Origin of the sequence: Pseudomonas sp. UBA6315 (assembly GCF_002438125.1) — a bacterium.
GTDB classification, from domain to species: Bacteria; Pseudomonadota; Gammaproteobacteria; order Pseudomonadales; family Pseudomonadaceae; genus Aquipseudomonas; species Aquipseudomonas faucium.
In genome coordinates this window covers 1-17,466 of sequence record NZ_DJTF01000013.1, presented here as the reverse complement: position 1 = coordinate 17,466, position 17,466 = coordinate 1, and the positions used below count along the sequence as shown (strand labels likewise).

Below are 17,466 nucleotides of genomic sequence, written 5' to 3'. Positions count from 1 at the left end.
CCGTTACTCTCGAAACGGGCCGCATCGCCCGTCAGGCGACCGGCGCCGTGCTGGTGACCGTCGACAACGACGTTACCGTGCTGGTGACCGTGGTCGGCGCCAAGCAGGCCGACCCGGGCAAGGGCTTCTTCCCGCTGTCGGTCCACTACCAGGAAAAGACCTATGCCGCTGGCAAGATCCCTGGTGGCTTCTTCAAGCGTGAAGGCCGTCCTTCCGAGAAAGAGACCCTGACCTCGCGCCTGATCGACCGTCCGATCCGCCCGCTGTTCCTTGAAGGCTTCATGAACGAAGTCCAGGTCGTCTGCACCGTGGTTTCCACCAGCAAGAAGACCGATCCGGACATCGCTGCGATAATCGGTACCTCGGCTGCCCTGGCCATCTCCGGCATTCCGTTCGAAGGCCCGATCGGCGCCGCCCGCGTTGCCTTCCACGAGAGCACCGGCTACCTGCTGAACCCGACCTACGAGCAGCTGCAGGCTTCGAGCCTGGACATGGTCGTGGCCGGTACCGAATCCGCTGTACTGATGGTTGAATCGGAAGCCCAAGAGCTGACCGAAGACCAGATGCTGGGCGCCGTACTGTTCGCCCACGACGAATTCCAGTCGGTCATCCAGGCTGTCAAGGAACTGGCTGCCGAAGCCGGCAAGCCGACCTGGGACTGGAAACCGGCCGTTGCCAACACCGAGCTGCTCAACGCCATCCGCGCCGAATTCGGCGAAGGCGTTTCGCAGGGCTACACCATCACCGTCAAGGCCGACCGTTATGCGCGCCTGGGCGAACTGCGCGATCAGGCAGTGGCCAAGTTCTCCGGTGAAGAAGGCCAGCCTTCGGCTTCGGAAGTCAAAGACATCTTCGGCGAGATCGAATACCGCACCGTTCGCGAGAACATCGTCAACGGCAAGCCGCGTATCGATGGCCGTGACACCAAGACCGTGCGCCCGCTGGCCATCGAAGTCGGCGTGCTGCCCAAGACCCACGGCTCGGCCCTGTTCACCCGTGGCGAAACCCAGGCCCTGGTCGTCGCGACCCTGGGTACTGCCCGTGACGCCCAGCTGCTGGACACCCTCGAAGGCGAGAAGAAAGACCCGTTCATGCTGCACTACAACTTCCCACCGTTCTCGGTAGGCGAGTGTGGCCGCATGGGTGGTGCTGGCCGTCGTGAAATCGGCCACGGCCGTCTGGCCCGCCGTTCGGTCCAGGCCATGCTGCCGGCCGCCGACGTGTTCCCGTACACCATCCGCGTGGTGTCGGAAATCACCGAATCCAACGGCTCCAGCTCCATGGCTTCGGTCTGCGGTGCTTCCCTGGCCCTGATGGACGCCGGTGTGCCGATGAAGGCACCGGTTGCCGGTATCGCCATGGGCCTGGTCAAGGAAGGCGAGAAGTTCGCAATCCTGACCGACATCCTGGGTGACGAAGACCACCTGGGCGACATGGACTTCAAGGTAGCCGGTACCGCCAAAGGCGTGACCGCGCTGCAGATGGACATCAAGATCAACGGCATCACCGAAGAGATCATGGAAATCGCCCTGGGCCAGGCCCTGGAAGCGCGCCTGAACATCCTCGGCCAGATGAACCAGATCATCGCCCAGTCGCGTACCGAGCTGTCGGCCAACGCACCGACCATGATCGCGATGAAGATCGACACCGACAAGATCCGTGACGTCATCGGTAAAGGCGGCGCCACCATCCGCGCCATCTGCGAAGAAACCAAGGCTTCGATCGACATCGAAGACGATGGCTCGATCAAGATCTTCGGCGAAACCAAGGAAGCGGCCGAGGCAGCTCGCCAGCGCGTCCTGGGCATCACTGCCGAGGCCGAGATCGGCAAGATCTACGTGGGCAAGGTCGAGCGTATCGTCGACTTCGGCGCCTTCGTCAACATCCTGCCTGGCAAGGATGGCCTGGTTCACATCTCGATGCTCAGCGATGCTCGCGTAGAGAAAGTGACCGACATTCTGAAAGAAGGTCAGGAAGTGGAAGTACTGGTACTGGACGTGGACAACCGCGGCCGTATCAAGCTGTCGATCAAGGACGTTGCCGCAGCCAAGGCTTCCGGCGTCTGAGTGACTGACACGCTGTGAAAAAGGGCCCTTCGGGGCCCTTTTTTTATTGGCTTGCGGGAACCTTTTGCGCACTTGCATCTTGCATGCAGTTTTACCCTGCAGATTGCAAATTGCACGATTCGATGGACCCGGCATCTACTCTAAGTTATTGATTTACAAGGAAACAAGCGAAGCGGAAAAGCTGGCACAGCGCATGCAACTACCTTGTTACCTGCCGCCAGGACACACGGCGCAGACCTTTGAAAAAAACAGGAGTGACCCACATGAAGAAGTTCGCCATTGCTGCCGCTACTGCTACCGCTCTGACCCTGACCATGGCTAACGCGGCGTTTGCCCAGCAGTCCACGCAGGCCCCAATGACGCTGGCGGCCGGTGAAATGACCAAAGCCAAGGAAGCGACCTCCGATACCTGGATCACCACCAAGGTCAAATCGGACCTGATGACTGAAAAAGGCATCCCGGGCTCTGACATCAAGGTCGAGACCAACAAAGGTGTGGTTTCGCTCTCGTCCACCACTGCCGTGACCGAATCGCAGAAAAAAATGGCAGTCGACATCACCAAGAAGATCAAAGGCGTGAAGGCCGTTTCGGCTGACGGCCTGAAAGCCGAATAAGGAATGTCTCGTCGGCCAAAAGGATTTGGCCACTTTCACCCAAAGCCCCGGCCTCGGCCGGGGCTTTTCATTGCCGCTCAGTTCACCGGGTTGCGGGCGATCACATCGCTTTCGAAATATTCCTGTTCGAGAATCAGCGGCTCGACCAGTGGGCGGCTGTCGCGAAAATGCGCGGTGCGGGTGTGGGCTTCATAGGCGTCGTCGTCCTGGTAGATCTCGTACAGGTAGATCACCTCGGGGTCGGCCCGGTCTTGGGACACATCGAACACCAGGCAGCCTGGCTCGGTGGCTACCGAGGCGGCGGCATTGACGTTGATGGCAGTGAGAAAGGCTTCGGCGCAACCGGGTTTCACGCGAGTCTTGATGAACAGGCTGTACACAAGACGCTCCTTTTGTTTTAAATTCAGATATGAATTGTATACAAAAACGGAGCCGCGCCAATGTCTGAATTACCTGCCCGCCCGGGTCGCCTGAACGGCCTGCGTCATATCGCCCTGCTGGTACCCAATCTGGAAGAGTGCGAGCGCTTCTATGTCGATGTGCTGGGCATGGAGGTGCTCAACCGCGCCAACGAGGACCTGGTGTACCTCACCTGTGGCAACGACAACCTCTCGCTGGGGCGTGGCGCAGGGGCGGCCAATGGGCTGCAGACCCTGGACCATTATGGGTTCATCGTCGACAGCGTCGAGGAGCTGGAGGCGTGGTACCAGTACTTCAAGGCGCGTGGGGTGACCTTGCTCGACCGGCCGTTCAACCATGGTGACGGGGCGCGCAGCTTCCACTTGCTGGACCCGGCGGGGAACAAGGTGCAGCCGCTTTATCATCCGGCGGTGTCGGGGCAGCGGCTGGTCTGAAGCTGCTGCGTCGAAGCCGGTGGCCCTATCGCCGGCAAGCCGGCTCCCACAGGTACAGTGTGGGAGCCGGCTTGCCGGCGATAGGGCCTGAACAGGCGATCGAAGTCACTCGGCATCCAGATGCATCGGGGTAACCATCCGGCCATCTTTCTCAGCCTGCCCCAGGCTGGTGTCGATGAAGTACACCCGGTCATCTTCGAGCTTGCCCTTGTCGACCAGGTAATCCTTGATGCTGCTGGCCCGCTCCTGGCCCAGGTTGCGCAGCAGGGCAGCGCTCTCGGCCCACGACTTGATCACCGCCTCGCGCAGCTTGGCGGTGCGCTCGTCACGCCCCAGCTGCTGCCATTCGGCGGGCGGCTGCTGCTTCAGGCGGGTGCGGTAGATGCCTTCGAGCATCGCCGGCTTGTCGCTGTCGTCGACCACCAGCTGCGAGGCATTGGCCGGTACCTTGTCACCACGCCGTTGCAGGATCTTGTACCAGGTGGCCTGGTACTCGCGCTCCAGGCGCTGCTGGGCAATCAGCGGGCCGTCGCTGCTCTGGGCGCTGGTGCCCTCGATCTCCAGGCGCAACTCAGGGCGCGCCTTGAGGGCCGAGGCCAGCTTGTCCAGGGCCGATTGCGCATCGCCGCTAAGCTCGCTGGAGCCGGGGGCGAAGGCGACACTGCCGAGGTCGTCGTCGCCACCGCCGGCAATCAACCCGCCGATGAACTTGAACGGCGCCTGGGCCGCGCGCAGCACCAGGTTGCGCAGGGTCTGCCAGACGATCGGCATGACGCTGAACTGCGGGTTGTTGAGGTCGCCGGTGACCGGCAGCTCGATCGAGATCTTGCCTTCGGTGTCCTTGAGCAGGGCGACGGCCAGGCGAATGGGCAAATCCACCGCGTCCGGGCTGTCGACTTTCTCGCCCAATTGCAGCTGCTCCACCACCACCTTGTTCTCGGCCTTGAGCTGGCCGTTGGTGATCAGGTAGTGCAGGTCCAGGTTCAGGCGGCCCTTGCGGATACGGTAGCCGGCGAACTTGCCGGAGTAGGGGGTCAGCGTGGTCAGTTCGACGCGCTTGAAGCTGGTGGCGATGTCCAGGCTGGCCAGCGGGTTGAACGGGTTCAGCGCGCCCTTGATGGTGACCGGTGCGTAGCGGTCGACCTTGCCCTTGATGTCGACCTTGGCCGGCGCCGGCTTGCGGTTGTCGATGGTGCCGATCTGGCCATTGAGTTGCTGCACGGCAGTGGCGAAGTTCGGGGTCAGGGTGAGGTCGGCGAAGTTGGCCGAGCCATCGTTGATGGCGATCTGCCCGATGCGGATGCCCAGCGGTTTGCTGGCAGGCGCGCTGGGCTTGCTGGCCGTGCCGGAACTGGCACCGCCCGCCGGCTGTTCAATGAGCATGTCGGAGACGTTGGTGGTGCGGTCTTCGTTGATGATGAAGCGCGCATAGGGCTGCAGCAGCGTCACCTTGTCGATCGACAGGGCATCACCGTGGACGTAGGACAGGCCGTCCACGTTCACCTGCTGCCATTTGACGAAGTCGCGGTCCTTGATGGTGTCCAAGGTATGCAGTTGGTTCACCTGGGCCTTGCCGGCCACGCTGAAGGCCAATGGCTCGGTGCTCTTGAGGTCGACCTTGAGGTCGCTGGCGAGCATGCCGCTGCGCAGCTCCAGGCGGATGTACGGGCTGAGGTAGGCCTGGGCGATACGCAGGTCGATGTCCCGGGTGCTGACATCGAGCTTGGCGGTTACCGGCGCCAGGTTCACCTGGCCTGCGGCCTGCAGCTTGCCCTGCTTGCCGATGCCGGTGTCGAGCTTGAGGGTGAAGGGCGACTGGTTGAGGCTGTCGAAGCCCTGCAGGTCTAGGTTCAGCGGGCCGACATCCAGGGCCACCGGCTCCTTCTGGCTGCGGTCGGCCAGGTGCACTTGGTAGTTGCGCAGTTGCACGTCCTGCAGCAGCACCTGCCAAGGCTTGCTCGGCTCCTTGGCGGCTTTTTCTTCGGGGGTTGGCTCGGCCGCGGCGGGTTCGGCTTTTTCCTTGGGGGTCGCCTTGGCAGGTTGGCTGGCGAACAGCTTCTGCCAATCGAGCTGGCCGTCTTTTTCCAGCGCCGCCCAGGTTTCCAGTTTTTCGCTGCGCACCTTGCCCACGGTGACCAGCTGCTTGGCCAGGTCGATGGACGTGTCGCTCACCTCAAGGCTGGCCAGGCGCGCCAGAGGGCGATCGTCCGGGGCCTTGATGGCGAATGGAGCGATGCGCAGCGAGGTCTTGTCGAGCAGCACCTCGGTGGTCTTGGACAAGTTGAGCTTGTAGTGGGTGTCGAGGCTGAACACCCCGTCCTCCAGCACCAACGGCACGGCGTCGCGCACATAGGGCCAGAACAGCTTCATCTTGCCATCGGTGACCTTCAAGGTGCCTTCGGAGGCAATCGGCGACAGGCTCAGGGTGCCGCTCCAGTCCACGCGCCCGCCATTGGGCCCGCGTGCCACCAGGGTCATGTCGGCGTTGTCGTCAGGCAGGGTGCTGAGGTTCTTCAGCTCCAGGTTCATGTCGTCGTAGATGAACTCGATCGGCTCGCTCGGGCGCTGGTCGGCGAAGTGCAGGTAGCCGCCGCTGAGCTTGATGCTGCCGATACGCAGCGGGAAGGGGTCGCTGGGGGGCTGTTCGGGCTGCGGCTCGCTGGCGGGCAGCTTGAACAGCTGGGTCAGGTTGAGCGTACCGTCCTTGGCGAACACCACCTCGTTGCGCGGCTTGTCGAGCTCTACCGCCTGCAGGTGCAGGGCGCCTTTCCAGGCGCTGTCCAGCGCCAGGTTGGCGTACAGCCGCTCGAAGCCGACCTGTTCCTTGCCGGGCTCGCCGATCTGCAGGCCCCACAAGGTCAGCTCGAGGCTGAATGGGTTGAATTCGATACGTTTGAGTTGCGCCGGCACAGTGGCGTAATGCGCCAGCTGCTGGTTGGCGATGCGCAGGCCAACGCCAGGGAGAATCAGGAAGCCAAGCAGGCTGTAGAGGGCCACGAGGGCTAGCACGGCGCCGAGGGCGCGAGTCAATCCTTTGTACATGTGTCGCATCGTCTGTCTAAGCAAGAGTGCTTGGAGTATGGCAGGTTAAATCGGTTCCGCTGGGGCGACCACGCCCCGTCACTCGATACCCATGCGCCGCCTGGCGCGATGCGCCGAGCCATCGCGCATCGCCCAGCGCAGCACGGGGGCGGTGCGTTTCAGGCCCAGGCGAATCAGCCGCCGCTGCAGCGGGCCATGCTCAAGGCCCAGCAGGGCCTGGGCCCAGTCCGGCAGCAGGTCGATGCCGGCGTGCAGCATCAGCTTGCCCACAGGTTGCGCCAGGCGGCTGGGGGCGGGGGCCTTGAGCAGGATCTCGACCACCTCCAGGCTGCGCGCATCGCACTGCATCTGTGCGCGCATCTGCCGCAGGTAATCCTCGACCTGCTGGCACGAGCGCGGCACATCGCGCGCGCCCAGGCGCTCGGCGACCAGCGCGATTTCAGCGTAGTAGGCGTCCTGGTCGGCGCGCGAGAGCTGCGGGTTGCGATAGCGCAGGTGGGCGGCGAGGAAGCTGCTGACTTCGGCCACGTGCACCCAGGTCAGCAAGTCGGGGTCGCTGGCGGCATAGGCGCGGCCATCGGGCGCTGTGCCTGTGACCTGCAGGTGAATGGTGCGCACCTTGTCGATCAGCCACTGGGCATCGCGGGTCGAACCGAAGGTGGTGCCGGAGATGAACTGGCTGGTGCGCCGCAGGCGGCCCAGCAAGTCTTCGCGAAAGTTGGAGTGGTCCCATACCCCGGCCAGTGCCAGCGGGTGCAGCAACTGCAGGAGCAAGGCGCTGATGCCGCCGACCAGCATGCTCGGAAAATCGCCATGCACCTGCCAGCTGATGCTCTGTGGGCCGAACAGGCCGGGGTCGCCCTTGGGCGATTCCAGGTCGAGCTGGCCGAGGGCCAGCCCGGTAAGGCTCATGACCTGGGTTTCGATGCGGCGACGTAGGGCTTCCATGGCGACCTGTGGTTCAGGGCGGCCATGGACGCTGGCCGCCAGCTATTGATTGAGCCGTGTGTCGATCAGCCCCTGGACCACGCTCGGGTCGGCCAGGGTCGACGTATCGCCCAGGTTGTCCAGCTCGTTGCAGGCGATCTTGCGCAGTATACGCCGCATGATCTTGCCCGAGCGGGTCTTGGGCAACGCCGGCGCCCACTGAATCAGCTCGGGTTTGGCGAAGCTGCCGATTTCCTTGCTCACCAGGGCCAGCAGCTCGGCCTTGAGGGCGTCGTCCGGAGTGATGCCGTTCATGGTCGTGACGAAGGCGTACACGCCTTGGCCCTTGAGGTCGTGCGGGTAGCCGACCACGGCGGCCTCGGCGACGCTGTCGTGCAGCACCAGCGCGCTTTCCACTTCGGCAGTGCCGATGCGGTGGCCGGAGACGTTGATCACATCGTCGATGCGGCCGGTGATCCAGTAGTCGCCATCGGCGTCGCGGCGGGCGCCGTCGCCGGTGAAGTAGTAGCCGGGCATAGGTTTGAAATAGGTGTCGACCATGCGCTGGTGGTCGCCATAGACGCTGCGGATCTGCCCTGGCCAGCTGGCCTTGATCGCCAGCAGCCCGGCGCCCGGGCCCTCGATCAGCTTGCCCTGGTCGTCCAGCAGCACCGGCTGCACGCCGAACATGGGCTGGGTGGCGCAACCGGGCTTGAGCTTCAGCGTGCCAGGCAGCGGCGTGAGCATGATGCCGCCGGTTTCGGTCTGCCACCAGGTGTCGACGATGGGGCAGCGTGTTTGCCCGACCGCTTCGAAATACCACTCCCAGGCCTCGGGGTTGATCGGCTCGCCGACGCTGCCAAGCAGGCGCAGGCTCTTGCGCGAAGTGCTCTGCAGCGGCGCCGAGCCCTCGCGCATCAGCGCGCGCAGGGCAGTGGGGGCGGTGTAGAAGATGTTCACCTGGTGCTTGTCGACCACCTGCCAGAAGCGCGAGGTGTCGGGGTAGTTGGGCACGCCTTCGAACATCAGCGAGATCGCGCCGTTGGCCAGCGGGCCGTAGACGATGTAGCTGTGGCCGGTGACCCAGCCGACGTCGGCGGTGCACCAGAACACTTCGCCGTCGCGGTAGTCGAACACCACCTTGAAGGTCATCGTCGCCTGCAGCAGGTAGCCGCCGGTGGTGTGCAGCACGCCCTTGGGTTTGCCGGTGCTGCCGGAGGTGTAGAGGATGAACAGCGGATCTTCGGCTGCCATCGGTTCCACGGGGCAGTCGTCGCCGGCGTTTTGGGTCGCCTGGTGATACCAGAGGTCGCGGCCTTCGCTCCAGGCCACCTCGCCACCAGTGCGTTGCACCACCAGTACGCTGCTGACGGCCGGGCAACTGGCCAGGGCCTTGTCTACGTTTTGCTTGAGCGGGATGCGCTTGCCGCCGCGCACGCCTTCATCGGCGGTGATCACGGTGCGGCAGTCGGCATCGAGAATGCGGTCGCGCAGGGCATCCGGGGAGAAACCGCCGAACACCACCGAATGGATGGCGCCGATGCGCGTGCAGGCGAGCATGGCGTAGGCGGCCTCGGGGATCATCGGCATGTAGATGCACACCCGGTCGCCTTTTTTCACCCCGCGCGCCTTGAGGGCATTGGCCAGGCGGCAGACCTGGCGGTGCAGTTCGCGGTAGGTGATGGCCTTGGCATCCTTGGGGTCGTCGCCTTCCCACAGCAGGGCGGTCTGTTCGCCGCGCCGGGCCAGGTGGCGGTCGATGCAGTTGTAGCTGACATTGAGTTGGCCGCCGTCGAACCAGCGCGCCTTGCCGGTCTTCAGGTCGCATTGCTGCACGCTTGACCAGGGCTTGATCCAGTCCAGGCGCTTGGCTTGCTCGGCCCAGAAGGTGTCGGGGTCTTCGACCGACTGGCGGTAGAGGCGGCGGTAGTCGTCGGGGGAGAGGCTGGCGGACTGGCTGACAGCCAGGGCCTGGGGATAGTCGCGGATATCGAACATGGCGGGTGGTCCTTGCTCTTTTTGGGGGCGATGGACTGCAACGGCTATTCGATTGGACAGTGTAGCTGGGGGTGGTGTTCAAGCTTTCAGGCCAATCGCCGGCAAGCCGGCTCCCACAGGGTTAGCACTGTTCTTGAATTCAGTGGCGTACCTGTGGGAGCCGGCTTGCCGGCGATTGGGCCTACAAGATCAGCCGCGATGACGGCCGCGGAAGAAGTTGATCAGGCCCTGGGTCGAGCCGTCCTCGGCGCTGTCTTCCAGGCTGCCCACCAAGCGCTGGTAGACGCCCTTGCCCAGCTCCTTGCCCAACTCCACGCCCCACTGGTCGAAGGCGTTGATACCCCAGATCACGCTCTGCACGAACACCTTGTGCTCGTACATCGCCACCAGCGCGCCAAGGCGGCGCGGGCTGATGCGCTCGACCACCAGGGTGTTGCTCGGGCGGTTGCCCGGGATCACCTTGTGCGGCGCCAGCTTGGCGATATCGGCTTCGTTCAGGCCCTTCTGGCGCAGCTCGGCCTCGGCCTCCTCACGGGTCTTGCCGAGCATCAGTGCCTGGCTTTGCGACAGGCAGTTGGCGTACAGCCACTGATGGTGGTCGGCGACCGGGTTGAAGCTCACCACCGGGACGATGAAGTCGGCGGGAATCAGCTGGGTGCCCTGGTGCAGCAGCTGGTGGTAGGCATGCTGGCCGTTGCAGCCCACGCCACCCCAGATCACCGGGCCGGTATCGGTCTTCACCGGCGTGCCATCGGTCAGCACGCTCTTGCCGTTGGACTCCATGTCCAGCTGCTGCAGGTGCTTGGTGATGTTGCGCAGGTAGTGGTCGTAAGGCAGGATCGCGTGGCTGCGGGCGCCCCAGAAGTTGCCGTACCACACGCCGAGCAAGGCCAGCAGCACCGGCATGTTCTTCTCGAATGGCGCGGTCTGGAAGTGCTGGTCCATGGTGTAGGCACCGGACAGCAGTTCCTTGAAGTTGGCGGTACCGATGGCCAGGGCGATCGGCAGGCCGATCGCCGACCACAGCGAATAGCGCCCGCCAACCCAGTCCCACATCGGGAAGATGTTCTCTTCGCGGATGCCGAAGGCCACGGCCGCGGCCTTGTTGCTCGACACGGCGATGAAGTGGCGGTACAGCTCGGCCTCCGAGCCGCCCTGGGCCAGGTACCAGGTACGCGCGGCCATGGCGTTCTTCAGGGTCTCGAGGGTGTTGAACGATTTCGACGAGACGATGAACAGGGTGGTTTCGGCGCGCAGGTTGGCCGACAGCTCGTGGAATTCGCTGCCGTCGATGTTGGCCAGGTAATGGCAGCGCACCCCACGCTGGGCGTAGGGCAGCAGGGCTTCGGACACCAGTTCAGGGCCGAGGAACGAGCCGCCGATGCCGATGTTGACCACGTCGGTGATCGGCTTTTCGCTGTAGCCGCGCCACAGGCCGTCATGAATTCGGCCAACCAGTTCGGTGATCTGGTTGAGCACCTTGTGCACTTCCGGCATCACGTTCACGCCATTGACGCTGAGCTTGTCGCCCACCGGGCGGCGCAGGGCGGTGTGCAGGACCGGGCGGCCTTCGGAGGCGTTGATGACCTCGCCGCTGAACATCGACTTGATGGCGTCCTGCAGGCCGACTTGTTCGGCCAGTTGCACCAGCAGGTCGCGGGTTTGTTCGTTGATCAGGTTTTTCGAGTAATCGAGGAACAGGCCGCAGCAGCTCAGGGAGAACTGTTCGAAGCGCTGGGCATCGGCGGCAAAGGCTTCGCGCATGCTGAAGCCTTGCATGGCGTCGCGGTGTTGCTGGAGTGCCTGCCAGGCGGGCAGGGCCGTAACATCGTGGGGTGTACGGTAATACGCCATTGCGCAGAATTCCTTGATGCGTGGTGGTGCTTGGACCGGGCAGTGATTGCCGGGTTCAGGCTGGCCATCATTATAGGCAAAGGGCACGCGCAGGGAATGGGGGAGCGGGGGATTTGAAAGGGGCGCCATTGGCGCCCAATCGCCGGCAAGCCGGCTCCCACAGGTATGGCGTTGTTCTCTGGATAGAGTGCCGGCTACGCGGTCTTGTCTTCCACGTGCAGGTACAGGTTGTCGATCAACCGCGTGTTACCCAGGTAAGCCGCGGCAATCACCACCAGGTCACGATCGTCCAGCTGTGCCGGGCGCAAGCTGAGCGCATGGCGCACTTCCAGGTAATCCGGGCGCATGCCCGCTGCGGCGAGCTGCGCCTGCCCTTCGCCAACCAGCGCGGCGAAATCACGCTGGCCACGGCCGATGGCTGCGCCGATGTGCTGCAGGGTACGGTACAGCGCCGGGGCGGCAGCGCGCTGCTCGGGGGTGAGGTAACCATTGCGCGACGACAGCGCCAGGCCATCTTCGGCGCGCACGGTGGGCTCGCCGATGATCTGGATGGGCATGTTCAGGTCACGCACCATGGCGCGGATCACGGCCAGCTGCTGGAAGTCCTTCTCACCGAACACGGCAAGGTCCGGCTGCACCATGTTGAACAGCTTGCTGACCACCGTCGCCACGCCCTCGAAATGCCCCGGGCGGCTGGCGCCGCACAGGCCTTCGGACAGGTGAGGCACGCTGACGCGGGTTTGCACGCCCATGCCGTCGGGGTACATCTCATCGACGGTGGGGGCGAACAGCAAGTGGCAGCCGGCTTCGAGCAGGCGTTGCTGGTCGGCGGCGAGGGTGCGCGGGTACTTGTCGAGGTCTTCGTTGGCGCCGAACTGCAGCGGGTTGACGAAGATGCTGGCCACCACGAAATCGGCGCGCTGGGCGGCCTTGATCACCAGGGCCGCGTGGCCGCTGTGCAGGTTGCCCATGGTCGGCACGAAGGCAATGCGCTTGCCTTCGCCGCGGGCGCGGGCCACGGCGGCGCGCAGTTCGCGGACGGTCTTGACTGTATTCATGCACTGAACCCGTGTTCGCTGCCTGGGAAGCTGACCTCTTTCACCGCCTTGACGTAGGCGGCCAGGGCGCTCTCGATGTCGGGCTGGCCGGCCATGAAGTTCTTCACGAACTTCGGCACCCGGCCGCTCAGCGACAGGCCGAGCATGTCGTGCAGCACCAGCACCTGGCCATCGGTGGCGCTGCCGGCGCCGATGCCGATCACCGGGATGCCCACTGCCTGGGAGATTTCCGCAGCCAGCTCGCTGGGCACGCATTCGAGCAGCAGCATGGCCGCGCCGGCCTGCTCCAGGGCGATGGCGTCGGCACGCATCTGCCGCGCTTGCGCTTCCTGGCGGCCTTGCACCTTGTAGCCACCCAGCACGTTGACCGTCTGTGGAGTCAGGCCCATGTGCGCGCACACCGGGACGCCGCGTTCGGCCAGCAGGCGAATGGTGTCGGCGAGCCAGGCGGCGCCTTCGAGCTTGATCATGTGGGCGCCGGCACGCATCAGCGTGGCGCAGTTGGCGAACGCCTGCTCGGGCGTGGCGTGGGCCATGAACGGCAGGTCGGCGAGGATCAGCGCGCCGTCGTTGCCGCGTTTGACGCAGGCGGTGTGGTAGGCCATTTCGCTGGTGGTGACCGGCAGTGTGCTGTCATGGCCCTGCAGGACCATGCCCAGCGAGTCGCCCACCAGCAACACTTCGACGCCGGCCTGGCTGGCGGCCTTGGCGAAGGTCGCGTCGTAGCAGGTCAGCATGGTGATCTTTTCACCCTTGGCCTTGAGGCCGTTGAGGGTGGTCAGGGTTACTTCAGGCATGTAGGAAAATCCTCGTTCAGGCGCTGTGAAAAACGACTGCAAACAACGCGTGTAGTCATCTTCCGGAGCGGCACATCATCGCGCGTGATGTTCGGGCACAGGTCCGTCCGGGCCTAAATACGGGTGTGCGGCACTATGGTGTCACACGGGACGCCTATAGTCGTGAGCGAGGTGGGGGAAGTCAATGACCCTGTTACCGCAATGTTACTAACAGGGTGTTACTGGCGTTACCGCAGGCCGAAGCGCCCGGATTACAGGCGCTCCAGCCCAACGTAAGGGCAGGCTTCGAGCATCTGGGCGAGGGCGCGGCCATCGGCCAGCTGGAAGTCGTGCGGCACCAGCTCGGCCAGCGGATACAGCACGAAGGGGCGGGCGTGCATGTGGTAGTGCGGCACCTGCAGGCGCGGCACGTCGATGATCTGGTCGCCGAACAGCAGGATGTCGAGGTCCAGCGTGCGCGGCCCCCAGCGTTCCTTGCGCACGCGGCCCTGGTCAAGCTCGATGGCCTGCAGGGCGTCGAGCAAGGCCAGCGGCGCGAGTGCGGTATCCAGTGCGGCGACGGCGTTGGTGTAGCGTGGCTGGCCAGGCAGCAGCGAGTCGCTGGTGTACAGGGCCGAGGCCGCTGCCAGGCGTGTGCCATCGAGCTGGTCCAGCGCCTGCAGGGCGCTGCGCAGCTGTTCGGCCGGGGCGTCGAGGTTGCTGCCCAGGCCAATGAAGGCGCGAGTGGTCACTCGAACGCCTCGTCACCGCCGCGCTTGCGTTTGCTGGGGCTGCGCTTGCGTTTGCGCGGGCCGCCAGCGCCGCCTTCGTCACGGCTGCCCAGCTCGCGGATCATCTCGCGGCGTTCGCTGTCGTTGGCTTCCTGGTAGTCGGTCCACCATTGGCCCAGGTCGTCGGTTTCCTCGCCGGCGCTTTCACGCAGCAGCAGGAAGTCGTAGCCGGCGCGGAAACGCGGGTTGTCCAGCAGCTGGTCGGCACGTTTGCCGCTGCGCCGTGGCAGGCGTTCCTGCATGTCCCAGATTTCGCGGATCGGCAGGGTGAAACGCTTGGGGATGGCGATGCGGGCGCACTGTTCGGCGATCAGGTCGTGGGCAGCGCCGTTCATGGCCGGGATCGGCGGTACGCCTTGGTTCTGCAGGTGCAGCACACGGCTTGGCAGGGCCGGCCAGAGCAACGCGGCGAACAGGAAGGCCGGGGTCACCGGCTTGCCTTGCTTGACGCGCAGGTCGGTGTTGTTCAGTGCCTGGCTGATCAAGGTGTGGGTGTAGGTCGGGCGCTCTTCCAGGGCGTGGGCACTGGCCGGGAACAGCGGCTCGAACAGCTCCAGGTCGACCAGCATTTCGAAGGCGATTGCCCCTTGGCCGGACAGGAACAGCTTGAGGCATTCCTCGAACAGCCGCGCCGGTGGGATTTCGCGCAGCATCGGAGCCAGTTCGCGGATCGGCTTGAAGGTGTGCTTCTCGATGCCGAAATTGAGCTTGGCGGCGAAACGCACGGCGCGCAGCATGCGTACCGGGTCTTCCTGGTAGCGGTGGGTCGGGTCGCCGATCAGGCGCAACAGGCGGTTGCGGATGTCGTGTGCGCCGTTGGCGTAGTCGAGTACACGCTCGCTGACCGGGTCGTAATACAAGGCATTGATGGTGAAGTCGCGGCGCTGCGCGTCTTCTTCCAAGGTGCCGTAGACGTTGTCACGCAGGATGCGGCCGCTGGCGTTGTGCGACGAGCGGTGGCTGTCGCCCTGGTCGTCGTCCGAGTGGTGGGCGCGGAAGGTGGCGACTTCGATGATCTCACGGCCGAAATGCACGTGGACCAGCTTGAAGCGGCGGCCAATGATGCGCGCATTGCGAAACTCGGCACGGACCTGTTCGGGCGTGGCACTGGTGGCGACGTCGAAGTCCTTGGGCGTGATACCCAGCATCAGGTCGCGGACACAGCCACCGACCAGGTAAGCCTGGTAGCCCGCGCTCTGCAGGCGCTCGACGATGTTCACCGCGTGGCGGCTGAACTGGTGGCGCTGCAGCGAATGTTGGCTCTTGTTGATCACCTCAGGCGTGGTGCGCTTGTGGTGCTGGCCCGGTACGGGTGGGCGGAAAGACTGGAACAGCTTCTTCAGCATGGGATGCACTGTGTGAAGGAATGTTCGGCCAAGAATAGGAGAATGGCCGCATGATGGGCGGGGATTCTAGCATTTACTCGGGGAATGGTGTAGGCGGTCGCAGATTGGTCTGCTGGAAGGGAGAAACGACAAGGGGAGCCTAAGCTCCCCAAGAAGTCGTTGCGTGCTCTTATTGTTTTTTTGCCGGGCTTCTTGTTTTTGTTGAGTGCCCTGCCCACAAATCCAAACGCTTGTGGACGACCCCCAAACCAGGGGTTAAGAGCAAACGGATTGCTTTGGCCGCTGATGTCACGTTGACCTTTCGATCCAACCAGTTCAGGCGCTGCTTTTTAGTGCAGTTTTTGTTGTTCTCTGCCTGGTCGTGGGGCAAGCCCCAAACACGCATCCTCTCCAAAAGAATCAGTTAGCTGCGCCTCCGCCGTCTTGTTTTTATTGTGCGTGAGCCGTTTCGTCTTGTTCTTATTCTGAGTTGCAGTGCTTGTTATTGTTCTTGTACCAAACATATAGCAGGTGCCGTGCCAACTTTTGGAAACTCAATTAAATCAAGGGTTTGGGCGGTTCGAGGGGGATTCGGCGGGGGCGAAATGTAGAAATTTCGTTACCGTACACCTCGGGGGCTGTTACGCCTGGGCAGGATGGGTAACAGATTTTTGCGGAAACTGATGTGTTACGGGGGAGGGGAGAACACTGGCCCCATCGCCTGGGGCCAGTGAAGGCGCATCACTCGCTGGTGGCGTTGCTCTTGCGGCGCGGGATGCCCAGGCGCTGGCGGCGCTCCCACAGGCACTTGCGGCTGACACCCAGCTTGCGCGCCAGCTCGGTCTCGGTCATGTGGTCCTGATGCTCGAGCACGAAGTGCTGGAAGTAGTCCTCCAGCGACAGGTCCTCGGTCGGCTCATGGCTGGCGTTGGTGGCATTGACGCCGATCGGTACCAGGGAGTTGTCGAGCAGGTCGTCGTCCAGGTCGCCCAGTTCGATGTCGATGCCCAGCAGCTCGGCGGAAATTTCCGCGCTCTCGCTGAGAATCACCGCCCGCTCCACGGCGTTTTCCAGTTCGCGCACGTTGCCCGGCCAGCTGTAATGACGGATGGCTTGCTCGGCTTCGGCCGAGAAGTGCAGGTCGTCACGCCCGATGCGCGCGCTCTGGCGGGCGAGGAAGGCATTGGCGATCTCGTTGACGTCGCTGCCGCGCTCGCGCAGGGCAGGCAGTTTCAGCGCGATCACATGCAGGCGGTAATAAAGGTCTTCACGGAACTGCCCGGCCTTGGCCAGGTTTTTCAAGTCGCGGTGGGTGGCGGCGATCAGGCGCACATCGACCTTTTGCGACTGCACCGAGCCGACCCGGCGAATCTCGCCTTCCTGCAGCACGCGCAGCAACCGGGCCTGGGCCTCCAGCGGCAGCTCGCCAATCTCGTCGAGGAACAGCGTGCCGCCGTCGGCGGCTTCCACCAGGCCGGCGCGCCCGGCGCTGGCGCCGGTGAATGCGCCTTTCTCGTGGCCGAACAGTTCCGACTCGATCAGCGTCTCGGGAATGGCTGCGCAGTTGACCGAGATCATCGGCGCCTTGGCCCGTCGCGACAGGTTGTGCAGGGCGCGGGCGACCAGCTCCTTGCCGGTGCCGGACTCGCCCTGGATCAGCACATTGGAGTCGGTGGGCGCCACTTTGCGGATCTTGCTGTACATGTCCAGCATCGGCGGGCACGAGCCGATGATGCCGATCTCACCGTTGGCAGCTGCGGCTGGGCTGGCCTTGTCGGCCGCCGGGCCCTTGCCGTTGGCGCGTGGTTCGGCAGCGGGGGCAGCTGGCGATGCGGCCGGACGGTCGCGCAGGATGCGGGCGACGGCCTGGAGCATCTCGTCATGGTCGAAGGGCTTGGCGATGTAGTCCACCGCGCCCATCTTCATCGAGTCCACCGCCGAGCGCAGGCTGGCGTAGCTGGTCATGATCAGCACCGGCGTGCCCTGGCCGAGCTTGATCAGCTCGGTGCCCGGGGCGCCAGGCAGGCGCAGGTCGCTGACGATCAGGTCGAAGGTGGCAATGCTGAAGCGTTCCTGGGCTTCCTGCACCGAGCCGGCTTCGCTGACCTGGTACTGGTTCCGCTCGAGCAGGCGACGCAAGGCCGAGCGGATGATGGTTTCG

General features: G+C 64.1%; 13 protein-coding genes. 3 read left to right on the top strand and 10 right to left on the bottom strand.

Annotated elements, in window-relative coordinates:
* Together pnp and B3E94_RS01160 are read left to right on the top strand one after the other, a co-directional pair.
* A partial coding sequence (gene pnp, locus B3E94_RS01165) for a polyribonucleotide nucleotidyltransferase (protein WP_286912019.1) occupies window positions 1–2,066 on the top strand: 2,066 nt, incomplete at its 5' end.
* 263 nt (window positions 2,067–2,329) lie between these two features.
* Complete coding sequence (locus tag B3E94_RS01160; RefSeq protein WP_176517423.1) at window positions 2,330–2,680, top strand: BON domain-containing protein; 351 nt, start codon at window positions 2,330–2,332, stop codon at window positions 2,678–2,680.
* A gap of 77 nt (window positions 2,681–2,757) precedes the next feature.
* On the opposite strand, the gene B3E94_RS01155 is transcribed toward B3E94_RS01160, so the two are convergent.
* Complete coding sequence (locus tag B3E94_RS01155) at window positions 2,758–3,060, bottom strand: putative quinol monooxygenase (RefSeq protein ID WP_176517422.1); 303 nt, start codon at window positions 3,058–3,060, stop codon at window positions 2,758–2,760.
* A gap of 60 nt (window positions 3,061–3,120) precedes the next feature.
* Between B3E94_RS01155 and B3E94_RS01150 the strand changes: the two genes are divergently transcribed.
* Window positions 3,121–3,534, top strand: a complete 414-nt coding sequence (locus tag B3E94_RS01150) for a VOC family protein (RefSeq protein WP_019470460.1) — start codon at window positions 3,121–3,123, stop codon at window positions 3,532–3,534.
* A 105-nt stretch (window positions 3,535–3,639) separates the two neighbouring features.
* On the opposite strand, the gene B3E94_RS01145 is transcribed toward B3E94_RS01150, so the two are convergent.
* From B3E94_RS01145 to B3E94_RS01105, 9 genes are all read right to left on the bottom strand, one after another.
* Entirely contained in the window at window positions 3,640–6,576 is a 2,937-nt protein-coding gene (locus tag B3E94_RS01145; RefSeq protein ID WP_286912017.1) for a DUF748 domain-containing protein, read from the bottom strand.
* Between the two features lie 78 nt (window positions 6,577–6,654).
* The gene (locus B3E94_RS01140; RefSeq protein WP_286912016.1) at window positions 6,655–7,524 is read right to left on the bottom strand and encodes an oxygenase MpaB family protein; all 870 of its coding nucleotides are present in this window, start codon (window positions 7,522–7,524) and stop codon (window positions 6,655–6,657) included.
* Window positions 7,525–7,566: 42 nt separating this feature from the next.
* Complete coding sequence (gene acs, locus B3E94_RS01135) at window positions 7,567–9,501, bottom strand: acetate--CoA ligase (RefSeq protein WP_286912014.1); 1,935 nt, start codon at window positions 9,499–9,501, stop codon at window positions 7,567–7,569.
* 189 nt (window positions 9,502–9,690) lie between these two features.
* A complete protein-coding gene (gene pgi, locus B3E94_RS01130) occupies window positions 9,691–11,355 on the bottom strand; it encodes a glucose-6-phosphate isomerase (RefSeq protein ID WP_286912013.1) in 1,665 nt (554 codons plus the stop codon).
* Between the two features lie 194 nt (window positions 11,356–11,549).
* Window positions 11,550–12,413, bottom strand: coding sequence for a pantoate--beta-alanine ligase (gene panC / locus B3E94_RS01125; protein WP_286912012.1), 864 nt, complete (start codon window positions 12,411–12,413; stop codon window positions 11,550–11,552).
* The gene (gene panB / locus B3E94_RS01120; RefSeq protein ID WP_176517416.1) at window positions 12,410–13,210 is read right to left on the bottom strand and encodes a 3-methyl-2-oxobutanoate hydroxymethyltransferase; all 801 of its coding nucleotides are present in this window, start codon (window positions 13,208–13,210) and stop codon (window positions 12,410–12,412) included. Before panB ends, panC begins: the two co-directional genes overlap by 4 nt.
* A gap of 251 nt (window positions 13,211–13,461) precedes the next feature.
* Window positions 13,462–13,941 (bottom strand): 2-amino-4-hydroxy-6-hydroxymethyldihydropteridine diphosphokinase, encoded by a 480-nt coding sequence (gene folK / locus B3E94_RS01115; RefSeq protein ID WP_286912010.1) that lies wholly within the window; start codon window positions 13,939–13,941, stop codon window positions 13,462–13,464.
* Complete coding sequence (locus B3E94_RS01110) at window positions 13,938–15,326, bottom strand: polynucleotide adenylyltransferase PcnB (protein WP_236237741.1); 1,389 nt, start codon at window positions 15,324–15,326, stop codon at window positions 13,938–13,940. Before B3E94_RS01110 ends, folK begins: the two co-directional genes overlap by 4 nt.
* A 720-nt stretch (window positions 15,327–16,046) precedes the next feature.
* A partial coding sequence (locus B3E94_RS01105; RefSeq protein ID WP_286912009.1) for a sigma-54-dependent transcriptional regulator occupies window positions 16,047–17,466 on the bottom strand: 1,420 nt, incomplete at its 5' end.

Bases quoted from the DNA above. Each gene is read 5' to 3' on its own strand.
- B3E94_RS01160 (WP_176517423.1), top strand. From the start codon at position 2,330: ATGAAGAAGTTCGCCATTGCTGCCGCTACTGCTACCGCTCTGACCCTG.
- B3E94_RS01150 (WP_019470460.1), top strand. From the start codon at position 3,121: ATGTCTGAATTACCTGCCCGCCCGGGTCGCCTGAACGGCCTGCGTCAT.
- B3E94_RS01145 (WP_286912017.1), bottom strand. From the start codon at position 6,576: ATGTACAAAGGATTGACTCGCGCCCTCGGCGCCGTGCTAGCCCTCGTG.
- B3E94_RS01140 (WP_286912016.1), bottom strand. From the start codon at position 7,524: ATGGAAGCCCTACGTCGCCGCATCGAAACCCAGGTCATGAGCCTTACC.
- acs (WP_286912014.1), bottom strand. From the start codon at position 9,501: ATGTTCGATATCCGCGACTATCCCCAGGCCCTGGCTGTCAGCCAGTCC.
- pgi (WP_286912013.1), bottom strand. From the start codon at position 11,355: ATGGCGTATTACCGTACACCCCACGATGTTACGGCCCTGCCCGCCTGG.
- panC (WP_286912012.1), bottom strand. From the start codon at position 12,413: ATGAATACAGTCAAGACCGTCCGCGAACTGCGCGCCGCCGTGGCCCGC.
- panB (WP_176517416.1), bottom strand. From the start codon at position 13,210: ATGCCTGAAGTAACCCTGACCACCCTCAACGGCCTCAAGGCCAAGGGT.
- B3E94_RS01110 (WP_236237741.1), bottom strand. From the start codon at position 15,326: ATGCTGAAGAAGCTGTTCCAGTCTTTCCGCCCACCCGTACCGGGCCAG.